The organism is Candidatus Amarobacter glycogenicus (assembly GCF_016704105.1).
Lineage (GTDB): Bacteria > Chloroflexota > Dehalococcoidia > Tepidiformales > Tepidiformaceae > Amarobacter > Amarobacter glycogenicus.
The window spans coordinates 340,405-354,807 of sequence record NZ_JADJAT010000001.1 but is presented as its reverse complement, the minus strand read 5'-3'; the positions used below and the strand labels follow the sequence as shown (position 1 = coordinate 354,807).

General features: G+C 65.6%; 13 protein-coding genes, 3 tRNA genes and 2 pseudogenes. 5 read left to right on the top strand and 13 right to left on the bottom strand.

The window, feature by feature from the left end; all coding sequences use genetic code 11:
• Positions 1 to 169: 169 nt before the first annotated feature.
• The 7 genes and pseudogenes from nusG to IPG14_RS01815 form a co-directional block, all read right to left on the bottom strand.
• Complete coding sequence (gene nusG / locus IPG14_RS01845) at positions 170 to 724, bottom strand: transcription termination/antitermination protein NusG (protein WP_343385237.1); 555 nt, start codon at positions 722 to 724, stop codon at positions 170 to 172.
• Positions 725 to 846: 122 nt separating this feature from the next.
• Positions 847 to 1,206, bottom strand: coding sequence for a preprotein translocase subunit SecE (gene secE / locus IPG14_RS01840; protein WP_343390723.1), 360 nt, complete (start codon positions 1,204 to 1,206; stop codon positions 847 to 849).
• A gap of 5 nt (positions 1,207 to 1,211) precedes the next feature.
• Positions 1,212 to 1,379: a 50S ribosomal protein L33 gene (gene rpmG / locus IPG14_RS01835; protein ID WP_343384814.1), complete on the bottom strand. Its 168-nt coding sequence runs from the start codon at positions 1,377 to 1,379 to the stop codon at positions 1,212 to 1,214.
• A 23-nt stretch (positions 1,380 to 1,402) separates the two neighbouring features.
• Positions 1,403 to 2,603: pseudogene (gene tuf / locus IPG14_RS01830) on the bottom strand (elongation factor Tu).
• 64 nt (positions 2,604 to 2,667) lie between these two features.
• A tRNA-Thr gene (locus IPG14_RS01825) sits at positions 2,668 to 2,743 on the bottom strand.
• A 68-nt stretch (positions 2,744 to 2,811) separates the two neighbouring features.
• Positions 2,812 to 2,898: transfer RNA gene (locus IPG14_RS01820), tRNA-Tyr, on the bottom strand.
• 38 nt (positions 2,899 to 2,936) lie between these two features.
• Positions 2,937 to 3,012, bottom strand: a tRNA-Thr gene (locus IPG14_RS01815).
• Between the two features lie 205 nt (positions 3,013 to 3,217).
• On the opposite strand from IPG14_RS01815, the gene IPG14_RS01810 reads away from it, so the two are divergent.
• On the top strand, positions 3,218 to 4,366 hold the full coding sequence (locus IPG14_RS01810) for a hypothetical protein (RefSeq protein ID WP_343390722.1): 1,149 nt from the start codon (positions 3,218 to 3,220) through the stop codon (positions 4,364 to 4,366).
• Between the two features lie 19 nt (positions 4,367 to 4,385).
• Here the strand turns inward: IPG14_RS01810 and IPG14_RS01805 are convergent, their stop codons facing one another.
• The gene (locus tag IPG14_RS01805) at positions 4,386 to 5,705 is read right to left on the bottom strand and encodes an aminotransferase class III-fold pyridoxal phosphate-dependent enzyme (RefSeq protein ID WP_343390721.1); all 1,320 of its coding nucleotides are present in this window, start codon (positions 5,703 to 5,705) and stop codon (positions 4,386 to 4,388) included.
• Between the two features lie 167 nt (positions 5,706 to 5,872).
• Between IPG14_RS01805 and IPG14_RS01800 the strand changes: the two genes are divergently transcribed.
• Positions 5,873 to 6,790, top strand: coding sequence for an SMP-30/gluconolactonase/LRE family protein (locus tag IPG14_RS01800; RefSeq protein WP_343390720.1), 918 nt, complete (start codon positions 5,873 to 5,875; stop codon positions 6,788 to 6,790).
• A gap of 6 nt (positions 6,791 to 6,796) precedes the next feature.
• Here IPG14_RS01800 and IPG14_RS01795 read toward each other — a convergent pair.
• From IPG14_RS01795 to IPG14_RS01780, 4 genes and pseudogenes are all read right to left on the bottom strand, one after another.
• Positions 6,797 to 6,916, bottom strand: a pseudogene (locus IPG14_RS01795) (SDR family oxidoreductase); the annotation flags it as partial.
• A gap of 60 nt (positions 6,917 to 6,976) precedes the next feature.
• Positions 6,977 to 9,412 (bottom strand): CoA transferase, encoded by a 2,436-nt coding sequence (locus IPG14_RS01790; protein ID WP_343390719.1) that lies wholly within the window; start codon positions 9,410 to 9,412, stop codon positions 6,977 to 6,979.
• Between the two features lie 156 nt (positions 9,413 to 9,568).
• Positions 9,569 to 10,456, bottom strand: coding sequence for a succinate--CoA ligase subunit alpha (gene sucD, locus IPG14_RS01785; protein ID WP_343384809.1), 888 nt, complete (start codon positions 10,454 to 10,456; stop codon positions 9,569 to 9,571).
• Positions 10,457 to 10,568: 112 nt separating this feature from the next.
• Positions 10,569 to 11,144: a CHAD domain-containing protein gene (locus tag IPG14_RS01780; RefSeq protein ID WP_343390718.1), complete on the bottom strand. Its 576-nt coding sequence runs from the start codon at positions 11,142 to 11,144 to the stop codon at positions 10,569 to 10,571.
• Positions 11,145 to 11,250: 106 nt separating this feature from the next.
• Here IPG14_RS01780 and IPG14_RS01775 point away from each other — a divergent pair, with 106 nt between their 5' ends.
• A complete protein-coding gene (locus tag IPG14_RS01775) occupies positions 11,251 to 11,775 on the top strand; it encodes a hypothetical protein (protein ID WP_343390717.1) in 525 nt (174 codons plus the stop codon).
• 468 nt (positions 11,776 to 12,243) lie between these two features.
• On the opposite strand, the gene IPG14_RS01770 is transcribed toward IPG14_RS01775, so the two are convergent.
• Entirely contained in the window at positions 12,244 to 12,603 is a 360-nt protein-coding gene (locus IPG14_RS01770; protein WP_343390716.1) for an MmcQ/YjbR family DNA-binding protein, read from the bottom strand.
• Positions 12,604 to 12,673: 70 nt separating this feature from the next.
• Here IPG14_RS01770 and IPG14_RS01765 point away from each other — a divergent pair, with 70 nt between their 5' ends.
• A complete protein-coding gene (locus IPG14_RS01765) occupies positions 12,674 to 13,852 on the top strand; it encodes a hypothetical protein (RefSeq protein WP_343390715.1) in 1,179 nt (392 codons plus the stop codon).
• Positions 13,849 to 14,400: a hypothetical protein gene (locus IPG14_RS01760; protein WP_343387876.1), complete on the top strand. Its 552-nt coding sequence runs from the start codon at positions 13,849 to 13,851 to the stop codon at positions 14,398 to 14,400. The genes IPG14_RS01765 and IPG14_RS01760 overlap by 4 nt, the downstream gene beginning before the upstream one ends.
• Positions 14,401 to 14,403 lie beyond the last annotated feature (3 nt).

Below are 14,403 nucleotides of genomic sequence, written 5' to 3'. Positions count from 1 at the left end.
CCCGACCCTTGGCGGCGGGCAGACCCCTTGGAGCAGGACCGGCTTGCCGGTCCTGCACCTTGTAGCGAATACGATTCCCGAGTGGCATTCGGATTTCTCAGGCGCCCACAAGCAAATCGCCCGCCGGTATTCCGGCGGGCGATTTGGCGTTCTGCCGAGAGAGCGAAGACTAGAGTTTTTCCACCTGGAGGAAGTCCAGTTCGACCGGTGTTTCCCGGCCGAACATGTTGACCACCACTTTGACGCGGCCCTTCTCCGTATTGATTTCGTCGACCGTCCCGACGAAGTCTTCGAACGGACCATCCACGATCCGGACGCTTTGGCCAGGGATGAAGGCAACCCGCATCCGCGGCTGTTCCATCCGCATCGCCCGCAGGATGTGGCTCACTTCATCGTGGGAAAGAGGGACCGGCCGGGTGCCCGAACTGACGAACCCGGTCACGCCGGTGGTGTTCCGGATCATGTGCCAGGCTTCGTCGGAATCAGGGTCGCCTTCCTTGAGTTCGATCGTCTGGACCAGCACGTAACCCGGGTAGAGCTTGCGCTTCACCGTCCGGCGCTGGCCTTCCTTGATTTCGATCTCATCTTCGGTCGGGACAACGACGTGGTGCACCTTGTCCTTGGCGTCCATCTGTTCGACGGTCGCCTTGATGGCGCTCCGGACTTTGTTCTCGTGTCCGCTGTACGTGTGGACGAAGTACCACTTGCGCCCGGGCGCGTTGATCTCGTCGTCGGTCAGCTGCTCTTGCTCAAGGGCGTCGTCGTCTTTTCGGCGCCGTGGCGCGCGCTTCGGCTTTTCAGTCGGGCGCACATGGGAAAGAGCGGTCACCGGTGCTGGTTCGTCACTCACGAAAAGAAGACCTTTTCCACTATCCAGCCGAAGCCGAGGTCGAGCGCGCCAAGAAAGATCCCCATCGCCACGGCGACGATTGCGACGACAAAGGTGAGGTATCGCGTTTCGGCGAAGCTCGGCCAGGTCACTTTCCGCAATTCGGCGATGATGTCGGCGACAAAGCGCGGCTCGAACCGCTTCAGGAACCCGAAGGGATTCCGGCTCTTTCGCAGTTCCGGGCGGGCCATGCCCGATGCGACCGGGGCGGCTGCCGGCCGTGGCAAGTTCTCGCGAGCGCGCCTGGCGGAATCCTCCGCCTGACCGGCTGCGGCTGCGGGCGCCGTGGCCTCACGGCGCCGTTGTGTTCGTGCCATGTGGGTTACCGTGTCTCCCGGTGCGCGCGGTGCACCCGGCAGCGCGGGCAGAACTTGTTCAGCTCCATCCGGTCCGTGTCGTGCCGTCGGTTCTTCTGGGTTGTGTACGTCCGTTCCCGGCATTCCGTGCATGCCAGGTGGATGATGATCCGGTCGCCCTTTGCCTTGGCCATGGTCCTGTTCCTTCCGGAATCGCCTAAGCGAGAATCTTGGTGACGACGCCGGCGCCGACGGTGCGACCGCCTTCGCGGATAGCGAAGCGGAGGCCTTCTTCGATAGCCACCGGCTGAATCAGCTCGATGGTCATGGTGATGTTGTCGCCGGGCATCACCATCTCAACGCCTTCCGGCAGTCCGATGGCGCCCGTCACATCGGTGGTGCGCACGTAGAACTGCGGCCGGTAGCCGTTGAAGAACGGTGTGTGGCGTCCGCCCTCTTCTTTGGAGAGGACGTACACCTGTGCTTCGACCTTGGTGTGCGGCTTGATCGACCCCGGCTTCGCCAGGACCTGGCCGCGCTGCACGTCGTCGCGCTCGACGCCTCGCAGAAGGCAGCCGACGTTATCGCCCGCCTGGCCTTCATCGAGGAGCTTCTTGAACATCTCGACACCGGTCACCGTCGTCTTGCGCGTCTCGGTAATGCCGATGATCTCGATCTCTTCGCCCACCTTCACGATGCCGCGTTCGATCCGCCCGGTCACAACCGTGCCCCGGCCCTTGATCCCGAAGACATCTTCAACCGGCATCAGGAACGGCTTGTCCAGCGGCCGCTCCGGTGTCGGAATGTAGTCGTCCACCGCGTTCATCAGGTTCCAGATGCACGCGTATTCCGGGTGCGTTCGGGTCGGTCGATGCCGATTCCAGGGCCTTCAGCCCGGAACCGCGGATGATCGGGATGTCGTCCCCCGGGAACTCCTGGCTCGAGAGCAGTTCGCGCAGTTCGAGCTCCACCAGTTCGAGGAGTTCTTCGTCCTCCATCATGTCTACCTTGTTCAGGAAGACGACGAGGGCCGGCACTTCCACCTGGCGGGCGAGGAGGATGTGCTCGCGCGTCTGCGGCATCGGTCCATCCGGCGCCGCCACCACCAGGATGCCGCCGTCCATCTGGGCCGCTCCCGTGATCATGTTCTTGATGTAGTCCGCATGGCCCGGGCAGTCGACATGCGCGTAGTGGCGCTTGTCCGTCTCGTACTCCACGTGCGCAATGGCGATCGTGATGCCCCGGGCTCGCTCTTCCGGAGCGTTGTCGATCGAGTCGAACGCCCGGAACTCCGCTTCGCCCTTCAAGGCCAGCACCTTCGTGATCGCAGCCGTCAACGTCGTCTTCCCATGGTCTACGTGACCAATCGTCCCGACGTTTACGTGCGGCTTCGTCCTCTCAAATTTCGCCTTCGCCATTGATGCTGCCCTCCGGGCTGGGAATTGGTGTGTTTGTTCGGCGGCTGTCCGCCGGGAGTTGTCCTGGAGCCCTCATCCAGATTTGAACTGGAGACCTCGTTCTTACCAAGAACGCGCTCTGCCAACTGAGCTATGAGGGCGAGTTCGAGTGGCCTTCGCCAGCACTCCTCGCGAGCGAGTGATTCGAGGCTTGCGCCGGGAACCAGGATGGTGGAGAGAGGAGGATTCGAACCTCCGAAGCGCGAAGCGCGGCAGATTTACAGTCTGCTGCCATTAACCACTCGGCCACCTCTCCACGTGTGCCAGCCGCTCTCGCGGGAGGCGTCCTTGTGCTGGAGCCCGGGAGGGGACTCGAACCCCTAACCTACCGATTACAAATCGGTTGCGCTGCCAATTGCGCCACTCGGGCCAGGGTCCCGTGAATCCAAAAACGGATTCCAACACAAAAACGATCCGCCGCAGCGGATCAAGCCCTAAGTATGGAACCCATCTCCCCCAATGGCAAGGACGCCGGCCCTCTCCCGCCCCCACAGGGTGCGCTCCGGCGCCCTGAGCCTACCGTCTCTGAAGAATGGGAAGATGACTTCTCTTTAGCCTTCCGCTACAGTCTATCCGTGCGCCGGCTCTCTGTCTTCGCGGCACTCCTCGTCCTCCTGAGTCTCGTCGCTCTCCAGCGCCAGGCGGCCACTTCGGGCCTCGACAAGCCCGCCACACGGATCGTCGTGCCTTCCCTTGCGGCGGATGTCTCTGCCCAGGCCCAGACGCGCGGCTACCGCATGGGCTGGTTCCTGCAACCGCCCGAGCCGACCGTCGCATCCATCCTGAAGACGATGCCCGAGGCTGCGAAACACTCCGATGCGGTCCTTATTCAGCGTGAGGTGCCCTGGGCGCGAATTCTTGCGGGCACGCCCATGGAGACGATCCTCGTCGAGGATTACGACGGCCTCATGGCCTATTTGCGAGGCACAGGCTTCCACGTCTCCTTCCTTGTCGACCCCCTGGATGGCCTCGACCGTACGCGAGAGTCGAATGAAACCCGCGCCGCCGGCCGCACCCTCAACGACCCCGCCCTGCGCGCGCTCCACGAGCAGTGGGTGGAGTTGCTGGTTGCACGATATCAGCCGGACTTCTTCGGCTGCGCGTCGGAGATCAACTCCCTCGCCGCCAGAGGCGATCCCGTTCTGTTCGCGAATATCCGCGATATGTGCAACCGCCTGGCGCCACTTGTGCGCTCGCTCTCGCCGGCGACGAAGTTCTTCGTCTCCTTGCAGGTGGACGAAGCCTGGGGTCGAGTCACCATCCTGCCATCTGCGGTCGACCACTTCGCCCTTTCCCGCACCTTCGACATCGACGTCCTCGGACTTTCGAGCTACCCGTCATTCTTCTTCAACAACCCGTCGGAGATCCCGGCGGACTACTTCACGAAGCTGAAAGAAGCGAGCGGCAAGCCAGTCCTCATCGCCGAAGGCGGCTGGAGTTCGGCCCCACCCGGAAAGACCGAGTCGCCGGCGACGCTCGCCGTCCAGGCGGAGTTCTACGAGCGCTTCTTCTCGGTACTGGATGCGGCCGACCCGGTGCTGGTGATCATGCTCCTGTTCGCAGACCTGAACCTGAACGCGTGGCTCGCCGTCGCGCCGCCTGCTTCCGAGCCGGAACGCGCCCTCCCCTTCGCCCTCATGGGACTCGTGACATCGGACCTGAAGCCAAAGCCGGCGCTGGCCGTCTGGGATGCTCGCTTCAAGTTGCCGTTCGCCGGCCAATAGGCGTGCTGGCCATCGCCCGTCAGGCTGTTCCTGCGACCGTCTCTTCGAGCGCACTCGTGAGTGTTTCGACAATGAGGTCGATGTCTTCGCCGTTGATGGTGAAGGGTGGCCCGAACAGGGCCGCGTCGCGCACCGGCCCCGAACCGGCTGCGTAGAGAAAGACCCCATGGCGCAGGGCTGCCCCCTGCAGCCGGGCGGCGAACTTCGCTTCCGCCGGGAAGCGTTCCATCGTCCGGCGGTCCTTCACAAACTCGACGCCGAGCATGAGCCCGAGGCCGCGGATCTCGGCGACGTTCGGGTGGTCCGCCAGCGAGTCGAGCCGCTGCCGCAGGAGTGCGCCCATCCGCTCGGAGCGCGCTACTAGGTCCTCCCGCTCCATGATTTCGAGCACTTTGTCGGCCACCGCACACGAAGCCGGGTGCCCTGAGTAGGTGTAGAACATCAGGTCCTGGCGCTCCGCCGCGAGCGGTGCGACCACTGCCTCGCTCGCGTAGACGCCGCCGATCGGCGCGTAACCGCCGGAGAGTCCCTTGCCTCCCACCAGGATGTCCGGCTCAACCCCCCAGTGCTCGACTGCGAACTTCTTGCCGGTGCGGCCGAATCCCGACATGACCTCGTCGGCGATCAGCAACACGCCGTACCGCGAGCAGATCTCGCGAGCGCGCGGCCAGAAGTCATCGACCGGGACGAGCGCGCCCCCGGCAGCTCCGACCACCGGTTCGCAGATGAAGGCGGCGACCGTCTCGGGGTCCTCGGCGAGGATGACTCGCTCCAGCGCGTCGGCCGGGTGTTCGGCGCGCTCGAACCCGGGGATGGCGTATGGCGCGGGCGTCTTCGGGAAGGGGATCAGCATCGGCTCGAACGGCGCCCGGCGCGCTGCGTGGTTCGCCACCGAGAGTGCGCCGAGGCTGACGCCGTGGTAGCTCAGGTCCGTCCCGATGACCTTCCACCGTTCGGGCCGCCCCGCGCAGACGTGGTGTTGTCGGGCCAGGCGAAGGGCTGCTTCGACCGACTCCGAGCCGCCGCTGGTGAACGTGATGCGGGTCAGCGAGGGCGGCAGCCACGACTTCTGGAGGCGCTCCACCAGGTTCAGGCGGTCTTCGGTCGCGAAGGGCGGTACCACATAAGTGCAGCGTTCCAAGGCGGCTGCGGCCACAGCCGCGACTTCTTTTCGGCCATGCCCGATGTTCGCCACGATCGCGCCGCCCGCCGCATCGAGGATTCGCTGACCGTCGGGTGTCACCAGGTATGCGCCTTCCGCTCGCGCAACCGCGAACGGGGCGCCCTGAGGGACGAAAGCGGCGTTGGTGGTCCGTGCTGGTGACGCGTCGAAACTCATGTGCGGAGTTTACGCCCCTTCCTTGTCCGGTCGGCGAGCCGGTTCCTCAGTGCGAGCCCATTCTCGAAGCGCCCGTCCCGCGATGGGGTCCGCGTGCGGCCGGCCAGCGCGATAAAGACGGCCGTTTCCCGTACCATCGCGCGCACTCCTGCTGAGGTGATTGTCTGATGGACTTCCGCATCGTTGCCACGGGACTCAAGTTTCCTGAAGGTCCGCTCGAACTGCCAAACGGCGACATCCTGGTCACGGAGATCGCCGCCGGCTGCCTCACCCGCATTGCTGCGGACGGTACGAAGTCGGTTTTCGCCACCACCGGCGGCGGGCCCAACGGCGCAGCCATCGGCCCGGATGGCGCGATCTACGTCGCGCAGAACGGCGGCTTCCACTGGACCGAGCGGCCGCTCCCGGACGGGACGGTTGGGCTCTTCCCGGGGGAGCAGCCAGCCGACTACATCGGCGGCCAGATCCAGCGGGTGAGTGCCGACGGCTCTGATGTGGCGACGCTCTACCGCGAGTGCGACGGCGAACGGCTGAAAGGCCCAAACGACCTCGTCTTCGATGCCGAGGGCAACTTCTACTTCACCGATCACGGCAAGACGCGCCCTCGCGACCGTGACCGCACCGGCGTCTTCTACGCCTCTCCCGATGGCAAGATGATCAGGGAGATCATCTTCCCCATGGAGTCCCCGAACGGCATCGGTCTCAGCCCCGATGGCAAAGTCCTCTACATTGCGGAGACGCCGACAGGCCGCCTCTATGCGTATGACCTCGTCGGCCCGGGACAGGTAGGAATGCGCCGCGTCGTCGGGACGGTCCCCGGCGCCCCGCCCTTCAATTTCGCTATGTGCGACTCGCTGGTTGTCGATGCCGAGGGGAACGTGATCGTGGCGACGCTGGTGAACGGTGGGCTCACCTCCTTCACCCCCGCTGGTCAGGCAACCCACTACGCGTGTCCCGACATCCTGACCACGAACGCCTGCTTCGGTGGACCGGGGTTGCGGACGCTGTACGCGACACTGAGCACCACCGGCAAACTCATCGCGTTCGAGAACTGGCCGACAGCGGGACTGAAGCTCAACTGCTGACGCGGATCAGCTCACCAAGACGCCGCCATCCACGTTCAGCGTGATGCCGGTGATGTAGCGTGCTTCATCCGAACAGAGGAACAGCGCCGCATAGCCGATGTCCCAGCCAGTGCCCTCGATCCCGAGAGCCGTCCCGGGGGACTTTCGCGCCTTTGGACTACCTCACACGTTCGCCCTGAACGGTGTCTACTCCAGCGCCCCGGCGACGGCGAGCTCCGTTATCGCCTCGTCGCTCATCCCGAGGAGCTCCCGGAGCACGACGTCATTGTGCTGCCCGAGGGTGGGCGCCGGGTGTGGCGGCACAAAGGCGCTTCGCGAGAGGCGGAACCGGGGAGCCTCGACCGTGACCGTGCCTGCTTCTCCCTGCTCGATCTGTGCCCAATGGCCGCGGGCTTGCAGCTGGGGGTCAGTGAGCACGTCTGTCGCCATCGAAACCCTGTGAGCGGGCACCCCGGCCGCCTGCAGGACGGTTTCGAGTTCGGCTACATCTCGACCAGACGTCCATTCGCCGATCATTGCTTCGAGCAATGCACGGTTCGCGTAGCGGCGCGGGAACAGGGCGAAACGCTCGTCGTTCACCCATTCAGGATGCCCGGCCGCGCTACAGAACGCTGCGAACTCCGCCTGGGTCGTAACCGCGATCGCGATCCAGCGATCGTCGCCTGCGCACCGGAAGACACCGTGCGGCGCGCACTCCTCGGAATTGTTGCCATCACGGGAACGCTGGCGCTGGTTCACCGTGTAATCGAGGATCGCGGGGGAGAGGAAGTGCAGCGAGGCCTCGGCCTGCGACAGGTCGATGTGTTGGCCCTGCCCGGTCCGGCTGCGGTGGTCGAGGGCAGCGAGGATGCTCGCGGTGACGTGTTTCGGCGAGACGTAGTCCGTGTAGGCGGCGAACGGCCCGGCTGGCGGTCGGTTCGGCCAACCGGTGAGTTCATGGAACCCGGTCAGCGCGGCGCCCATGGTCCCGTAGCCGGCCAACGAAGCGTGCGGCCCGGTGCTCCCGCTCAGGCACGTGCTCAGCATGATCAGCCCGGGGTTGCGCGCCGAAAGTGTCGCGTAGTCGAGTCCCCAGGCCGCCATTGCACTCGGCGAGAAGTTTTCCACGACCACGTCCGCCCAGTCGGCCAACCGCAGTGCCACACTGCGGCCTTCCGGCTTCGAAAGGTCGAGTGCCAGCCCCAGTTTTCCCACGTTCACGTTGCAGAAGCCGCCAGACCGCTCCGGCCCGACGACCCCGTCCTTAAACGGCTGTCCCGTCCGAAGTGCGTCCAGGAAACGCGTGCTTTCGACCTTGACGACGGTGGCGCCCCAGTCGGCCAGGACCCTGGTGGCCGCAGGCGCGGCGTACACCCACGAGAAGTCACAGACTCGCAGGCCTTCCAGCGGCGGTCGACTGTCGGCCCGGCGAGGTTCGGTTGCTGCCCTGTGCCGCCTCTCCGCCTTGACCTCGGCCGCATGTTCGCCCAGCAGCGGTGGCCGCCGGCGGTACTCGATCGGCCGCGCCGAGAACCGGGCGAAAGGCCCCGGAAACGCCGCCAGCTCATTGGCTACAGGGTGTGCCAACTTCTGCCAGTAGCCCCGCGCAGCGAGCTGACTCGAATCGACGATATCGGCCGGTGTGCTGACCGGGGCGATGAGTACGTGGCGGTCGAATGTACCCTGGAACAGTTCCGCCTTCGTATGCGAGAGCGTGAATTGCTCGATCGCCGCCATCGCCCGCTCGAATTCCGGTATCGGTTCTTCACCGGTCAGCAGCAACTGCAAGTACGCGACCCAATCCTTGTCGCGAGTCGCTTCGTCGACGAACCCCTCTTCGTGCATCCACTCGAACAGGCGGCGCGTGAACAGTCCCAGCACATTCCCGAAGAGCAGGGTGATGTTGACGAACCCGTCCTTGCACGGATAGACGAAGCGCACGAACAGCGGCCCGAGCCTCAGGCCCCCGCCGATACGAGCGAGTGACAGATCATTCCAGGCGGGCGCGAGGATGAACGATTGGGTCGCCATCATGCTCGCGGTCTGGGCCGAGACATCGATGTGCTGTCCGCGCCCGTCGCGCTGGCGGGCAGCAAGTGCAACCAGCGCCGCCACCGCCGCTTCCGCGCCGGCATGCAGGTTCGCCTGGGGCACCGACACGCGCACCGGCGCCAGGTCATCGTCCCCGGTCAGGTTCAAGGCGCCGGAGGACGCCCAGATGGTCAGGTCAGATGCGGCCCATGCGGACTTCGGGCCTTCCTGCCCGAACGGGGTGATCGATACCATGATCAGGCCCGGTTGGCGTTCGGAGAGGGACGAGTACCCAAGTCCGAGTGAGTCCAGGTATCCGGGCGCGAACGACTCGATGAGGAAGTCGGCGTCGTCGACCAGGTTGAGCAATGCCGCCCGTCCCTCGGCGGACGTGATATCGAGCGAGACGCTGCGCTTGTTCCGCGAGTACGACCACCAGGTGAGTGAATGCTCCGCGTCCGGCTCGTCGTGGCGGAAAGGCCCCTCTTGCCGGAGGGGCGAACCAGACAGCGGCTCGACGGCGATCACGTCGGCCCCGAGGTCGGCGAGCATCGCTCCACAGACAGCCGAATGGTTCGTGCTGAGGTCCAGGACTCGGTAGGGCGAGAGCATCCGGATGGGCCTCGGTTTAGCTGGCGATGGGGAAGTTTACTGCCTCGCCAATAGTTCATGTCGAACGACGCTTTTCTGTCGCGATTTGCCCGCGCTCCAAAAAGGAAAGGGCAGCCCTTTGGGACTGCCCTGTTCGAGGTCAGTTGTTCGCCGGAACTACTTCAGCAGACCGCGTTCCTGCAGTGCCTTCTTCATCGTGGTGCCGATGTCTGCCGGCGAATCCGAAACCCACGCCCCGGCGTCCGCCAGCGCGGCCTTCTTGTTCTCGGCCTTGCCGTCCTCACCTGAGATGATTGCGCCGGCATGGCCCATGCGACGCCCTGGAGGCGCCGTCGCCCCGGCGATGAATGCCACGACCGGCTTCCTCACGTTCGCCTTGATGTACGCCGCCGCTTCCTGCTCCGCGGAGCCGCCGATCTCGCCGACCATCACAATCGCGTCGGTGTCCGGGTCTTCGTTCAACATGCGGATGGCTTCCACCTGGCGCGTGCCGATGATCGGGTCGCCACCGACGCCGATGCAGGTGCTCTGGCCGATGCCTTCATTGGTCAACTGGGCGACTACTTCGTAGACGAGTGTCCCGGAGCGGCTGACGACGCCGACCCGGCCCGGAAGGAAGACATCGCCCGGCATGATGCCAACGCGCGTCTTCGTCGCGGGGGTGATGACTCCGGGGCAGTTGGGCCCGATGAGGATGCTCGATGAGCCCTGCAGGGCCGCTTTCACGCGCACCATGTCCAGCACCGGTATGCCCTCAGTGATGCACACAATCAGCGGGACTTTCGCGGCCGCGGCTTCGAGGATGGCATCCGCGGCGAAAGGCGCCGGGACGAAGATGATCGTCACATTCGCGCCCGTCTCGCGGACAGCCTGGTCGACGGTCGTGAAGATTGGCACGCCGTCCTGCTGTTCTCCACCACGCTTCGGGTGGATGGCGGCGACGACGTTGGTCCCGTAGGCGATAGAGCGGCGCATGTGGTTCGCGCCTTCGGTCCCGATGCCCTGGACCATGAGGCGGGTATTTCCATCGACAAGCACAGCCATTTGGCGAAATCCGAGGGAGCAATTTCCGGTTTCCGGTTCGGCGAGCGGCCGCGCGGCAGGGTTCGGATGCCCGGAGAGAGAGGATACAGGGGCAGGCGGTTAGTGTCTGGCGCTAGACCGCAGGACCGGGTCGTGCCGCTCGCACGCGACTCACCGGGGCCTGCGCCGGCGGCGCCGGTCGTTCTCGCTCCATCAACTTGAGGAGCCGCTTCCACTCGTCTCCCGCGATCGGCCGGTACACGCCTGGGAACTTCGCACGCAGGTCGATCGCATCGAGACGGTAGCGCTCGGTGATCGAACCCATCGCCATCAACGTGGCCGGGCCGAGCTTCCGGCCAGACGAATCGGCTATCTCCTGGAGCAGGTCCATCGCGACGTAGGCGTCCTGGTGCAGTCCGAGCACATCCTGCATCGCTGTGACGCGCGCGCTGAACTCGATGGCGGGCTTGCCGTAGATACCGTTGCCCACGAACTCCAGTGCGTACCGCAGCTTCTTCGCATCGATCCTGAGGGTGTGGTAAGCCTCCGGAGGCGAGTCTTTCCGGACCGCATCTCCGAGCTTGCGGACGCGCCGGTAGCGGCGTTCCACCATATCCGGTGCGACCGAGAGGATGGGGACGCGGCCCGGCGCGAACGACTTCGGTGGCCCCTCGCGAAGCGCGCGCGAAGCTCTCGCAGATCCGCTCATAGCGCCGCGAATCGAGCACCAACAGCATGCGTTTGCGCGCGACCTGCCGGCGTTGCCGGAGGACATCCTCCACGGCCCGCAAGGCCGCCGCCCGTTCAGGCGGAAAGTGCGAGCGCCATTCCTCCATGCGCTCCAGCTGGACGTCGAGGTCGCGGACTTCGCCCAGTGCCGCCGCCACCCAGCCAAGCTGGTCGCGGAAGCGCAACATGCGCAGGGAGAGGACCGGCCGGAACGCCGCCATCGCCGCCCGGATCCGCCGGATAGCGACGCGCATGTCGTGCAGAGCCTCGATATCTTCGCCAAGACGGGTGCCGGGCTCGTTCGCGCGAAACACCGCGAACTGCTTCCGCAACACCGCATAGGCCACCTCGCCCGCAGTGAGTTCGGGAGCGACGGCTGTCGGTCCCAGGTCGGCGGTCAGGGGCGGCACGGCCTGGCCCGTCGCGATCAGTGCCGATTCGAACTTCGATGGCCCGGCGGTCGTCAGCCGGTTGGCTTCCACCATCTCCGAGACGAAGGCACGTGCGCGCCCAACAGCCTGGTGTTCGACTTCGACCTCCACGCGGGAAAGGCGGATCGGGCGGTCCTCACCGACCGGGATCGACGTCTCGTCGACGGCAACCTCCGCTAGCAGTCCGTGACCGTCCGCGAGGTTGAAGACTTCTCGCTGGGTTTGTAGCCGGAAGAGCGGCAGCAACGGGTTTCGGCCGGCGACAGCACGGATGATGGCGCCGCACCCCCCCGGGGCGGCAGCGGGCGAGATATCCGCGCTGGTCAGGGGCTCGGTGATCTCCCGGCGAGAGCGGATGCCTTCGTCCGGTTCAGCCATCGACTTTAGCGTCAGCTCGGCCGAATCACCCCTGCGCCGAACCCGGCAGGTGTACCCCGCGCGGTGGAGGTGCCAGTTCGACGTATCGAAGTAGGTGTCGTCGAGTTCCTTCGTCCCCGCCCGTTCGAGCGTGAAACCCGCAGGCAACGATCCGGTGAGCCAGCGGACAACCGGCCGCGTGTCGAGCGCCGCGTACTGCCACTCAACTTCGATCAGGTCGCTTGTCACCGGCACATCATAGGACAACCGTGCACGCGAGAAACGCCGCTGCTACGCCAGTTCGGCGAGTTTCGCGGGCGCGACCACGCGAAAGGCCTCTCGGACGACTGCCTCCACCTCATCCCAGTCCACTTCCTCGAGGTCGAGACGGACCCCTACCCAGCCGCGGTGCCCGACGTAGGGCGGCCGGAAGTAGCGATCGGGATGGACGGTGATCATGGCGTCCTGGGCCCCGAGCGGTGCCGCACACCAGAAGCCGAACTCACCCCCATGATGCCGGTTCGAGAACCCGACGAATGCCTTTTTGTCCCGGACGAACCAGCAGGGTTCCCCGTGGCTCAGCCGTTCCGTGGTTTCCGGCAACGCCAGGCAGATGCTCCGGAGGCGTTCGAGCCGGGCAAGTTCGTCCATGCGGAGACTTTACGCCCATTGGTCGCCGCTCGGACTCCCGTTTCGGCGCTTCCCTGTATCGTTCGCCCGGATGAAGCGGGGCCTGCTCTTCACGCTTTCGGTGTGGCTGGTCGGCGCGACGATGATCCGCGCGACGCTGCTCATGCCTCACCAGTGCCCGGCGATCACGCCCGGGGCGGCCATCGTCGCCGCGCGGGAATCGGCGTCCTGGATAGAGCGTGCCCAGCTCGAAGACGGCCGCTACGTTTACGAGTACAACCGCGCCACCGATTCCGAGCCAGGCGGGTATAACGTCGTCCGTCACGCCGGCGTCACCATGTCGCTCTACCAGTTCGCTGCCGGTGGCGACCTTTCGGTGCTCCCTGCCGCAGACCTGGGCATGGACTACATGGTCGAGCACCTCTACCGCCATGACGGGTGGGCCGCCTTCCAGAACCCGGACGATAACGGCGTACAGCTCGGTGCGAGCGCACTCATGCTGGCCGGACTCATGCAGCGGCGTATCGCCACTGGCGACCCGAGCTTCGATACCCTCTCCCGCCAGCTCGCCCGCGGACTCGTCGCGCTCCAGCTCGAGGACGGCGCGTTTCTGAACCGCTGGGATGTTCGGACCGGCGCTCCCGTCCCGGGCGAACGTTCCAAGTACGCGACTGGCGAGGCCTTCTGGTCGCTCACCCTGATGCATCGTTTCTTCCCCGGGGAGGGCTGGGATGGCTACGCCCTCAAGACGGCCGACTATCTCGCGCTCAAACGTGACGATTACGAGGACCAGAAGTTCCCGCCATGGGCCGACCAGTGGGCAGCCTACGGTCTTGGCGAGATGGCGAACTGGCCGCTCGAAGACCATCACATCGTGTACGCACGCAGTCTCGCGGAGCGTTTCGGCTTCCTCATCCGCGTCGAGTCCCAGCGCCGCGATAACTGGTTCTCGAAAGCGCTCCACGGACGGCAGGCCCGCGCGGCCGGCATGGGCACGTGGGTCGAAGGACTGACTTCGCTCCATCACCTCGCCGCGACCGACCCCCGGATGGCCGACATGGAGAGAAAGCTCGCGGAGCGCGTCGATTGCGGCGCGGGAATGCTCGCAGACAGGCAGGTGTCACCCGAAGAATCCGCGCGTACTCCGAACCCGGACCGCACGCGCGGCGCCTGGTTCACCTACGACATAACGCGGATGGACGACCAGCAACATGCCCTCTCCGGATTGCTTCGTGCCGCCCCCATCATCGCCCACAGGGAGTCTCCGTGACTGCATTTCTCCAGCTCGTCGTCTTCATGTTCGCCGCCGTGAATCCTGTCGCGGCCGCCGCCGGCATAAGGCCCAGGGGTTCGGCCATTTCCCCAACCGCCGTTGCTGCTGGAGCGCTGGCTGCGCTGCTGTTCGCCGGAGGAGCGGCCTTGCTTTCCAATCCAATCCTCGATGGTCTTGGCGTCGAACCCGAGACCTTCCGCGTCGGAGCGGGCGTCGTGTTCCTCGTCGGTGGAGCATCGGAGGTGTGGCGCGGCGGGGCACCGCTGGCGGGCGCGCCGGGTAGTGAGCACCGCTCGGCCTTCTTGTTCGTCCTCCTCGCGTTGGTCACTCCTGCTGCCCTCGCCGGCGCGGTCACCTACGGGGCCGACCGGGGAGAGTTCGAAACGATCGCCGCCGCTGCCACCGTCTTCGCGATTGCCGCCGTGGCGATCGGCGCCCGGTTGGGACGGTTCGAAGCCGCCGCCGGCGCGGTCGCCCGGATCACCGGTGGCCTCCTCGTTGTAGTTGCAGCCGGACTGATCGTCAGCGGCGTACGGGCGATCTGACCC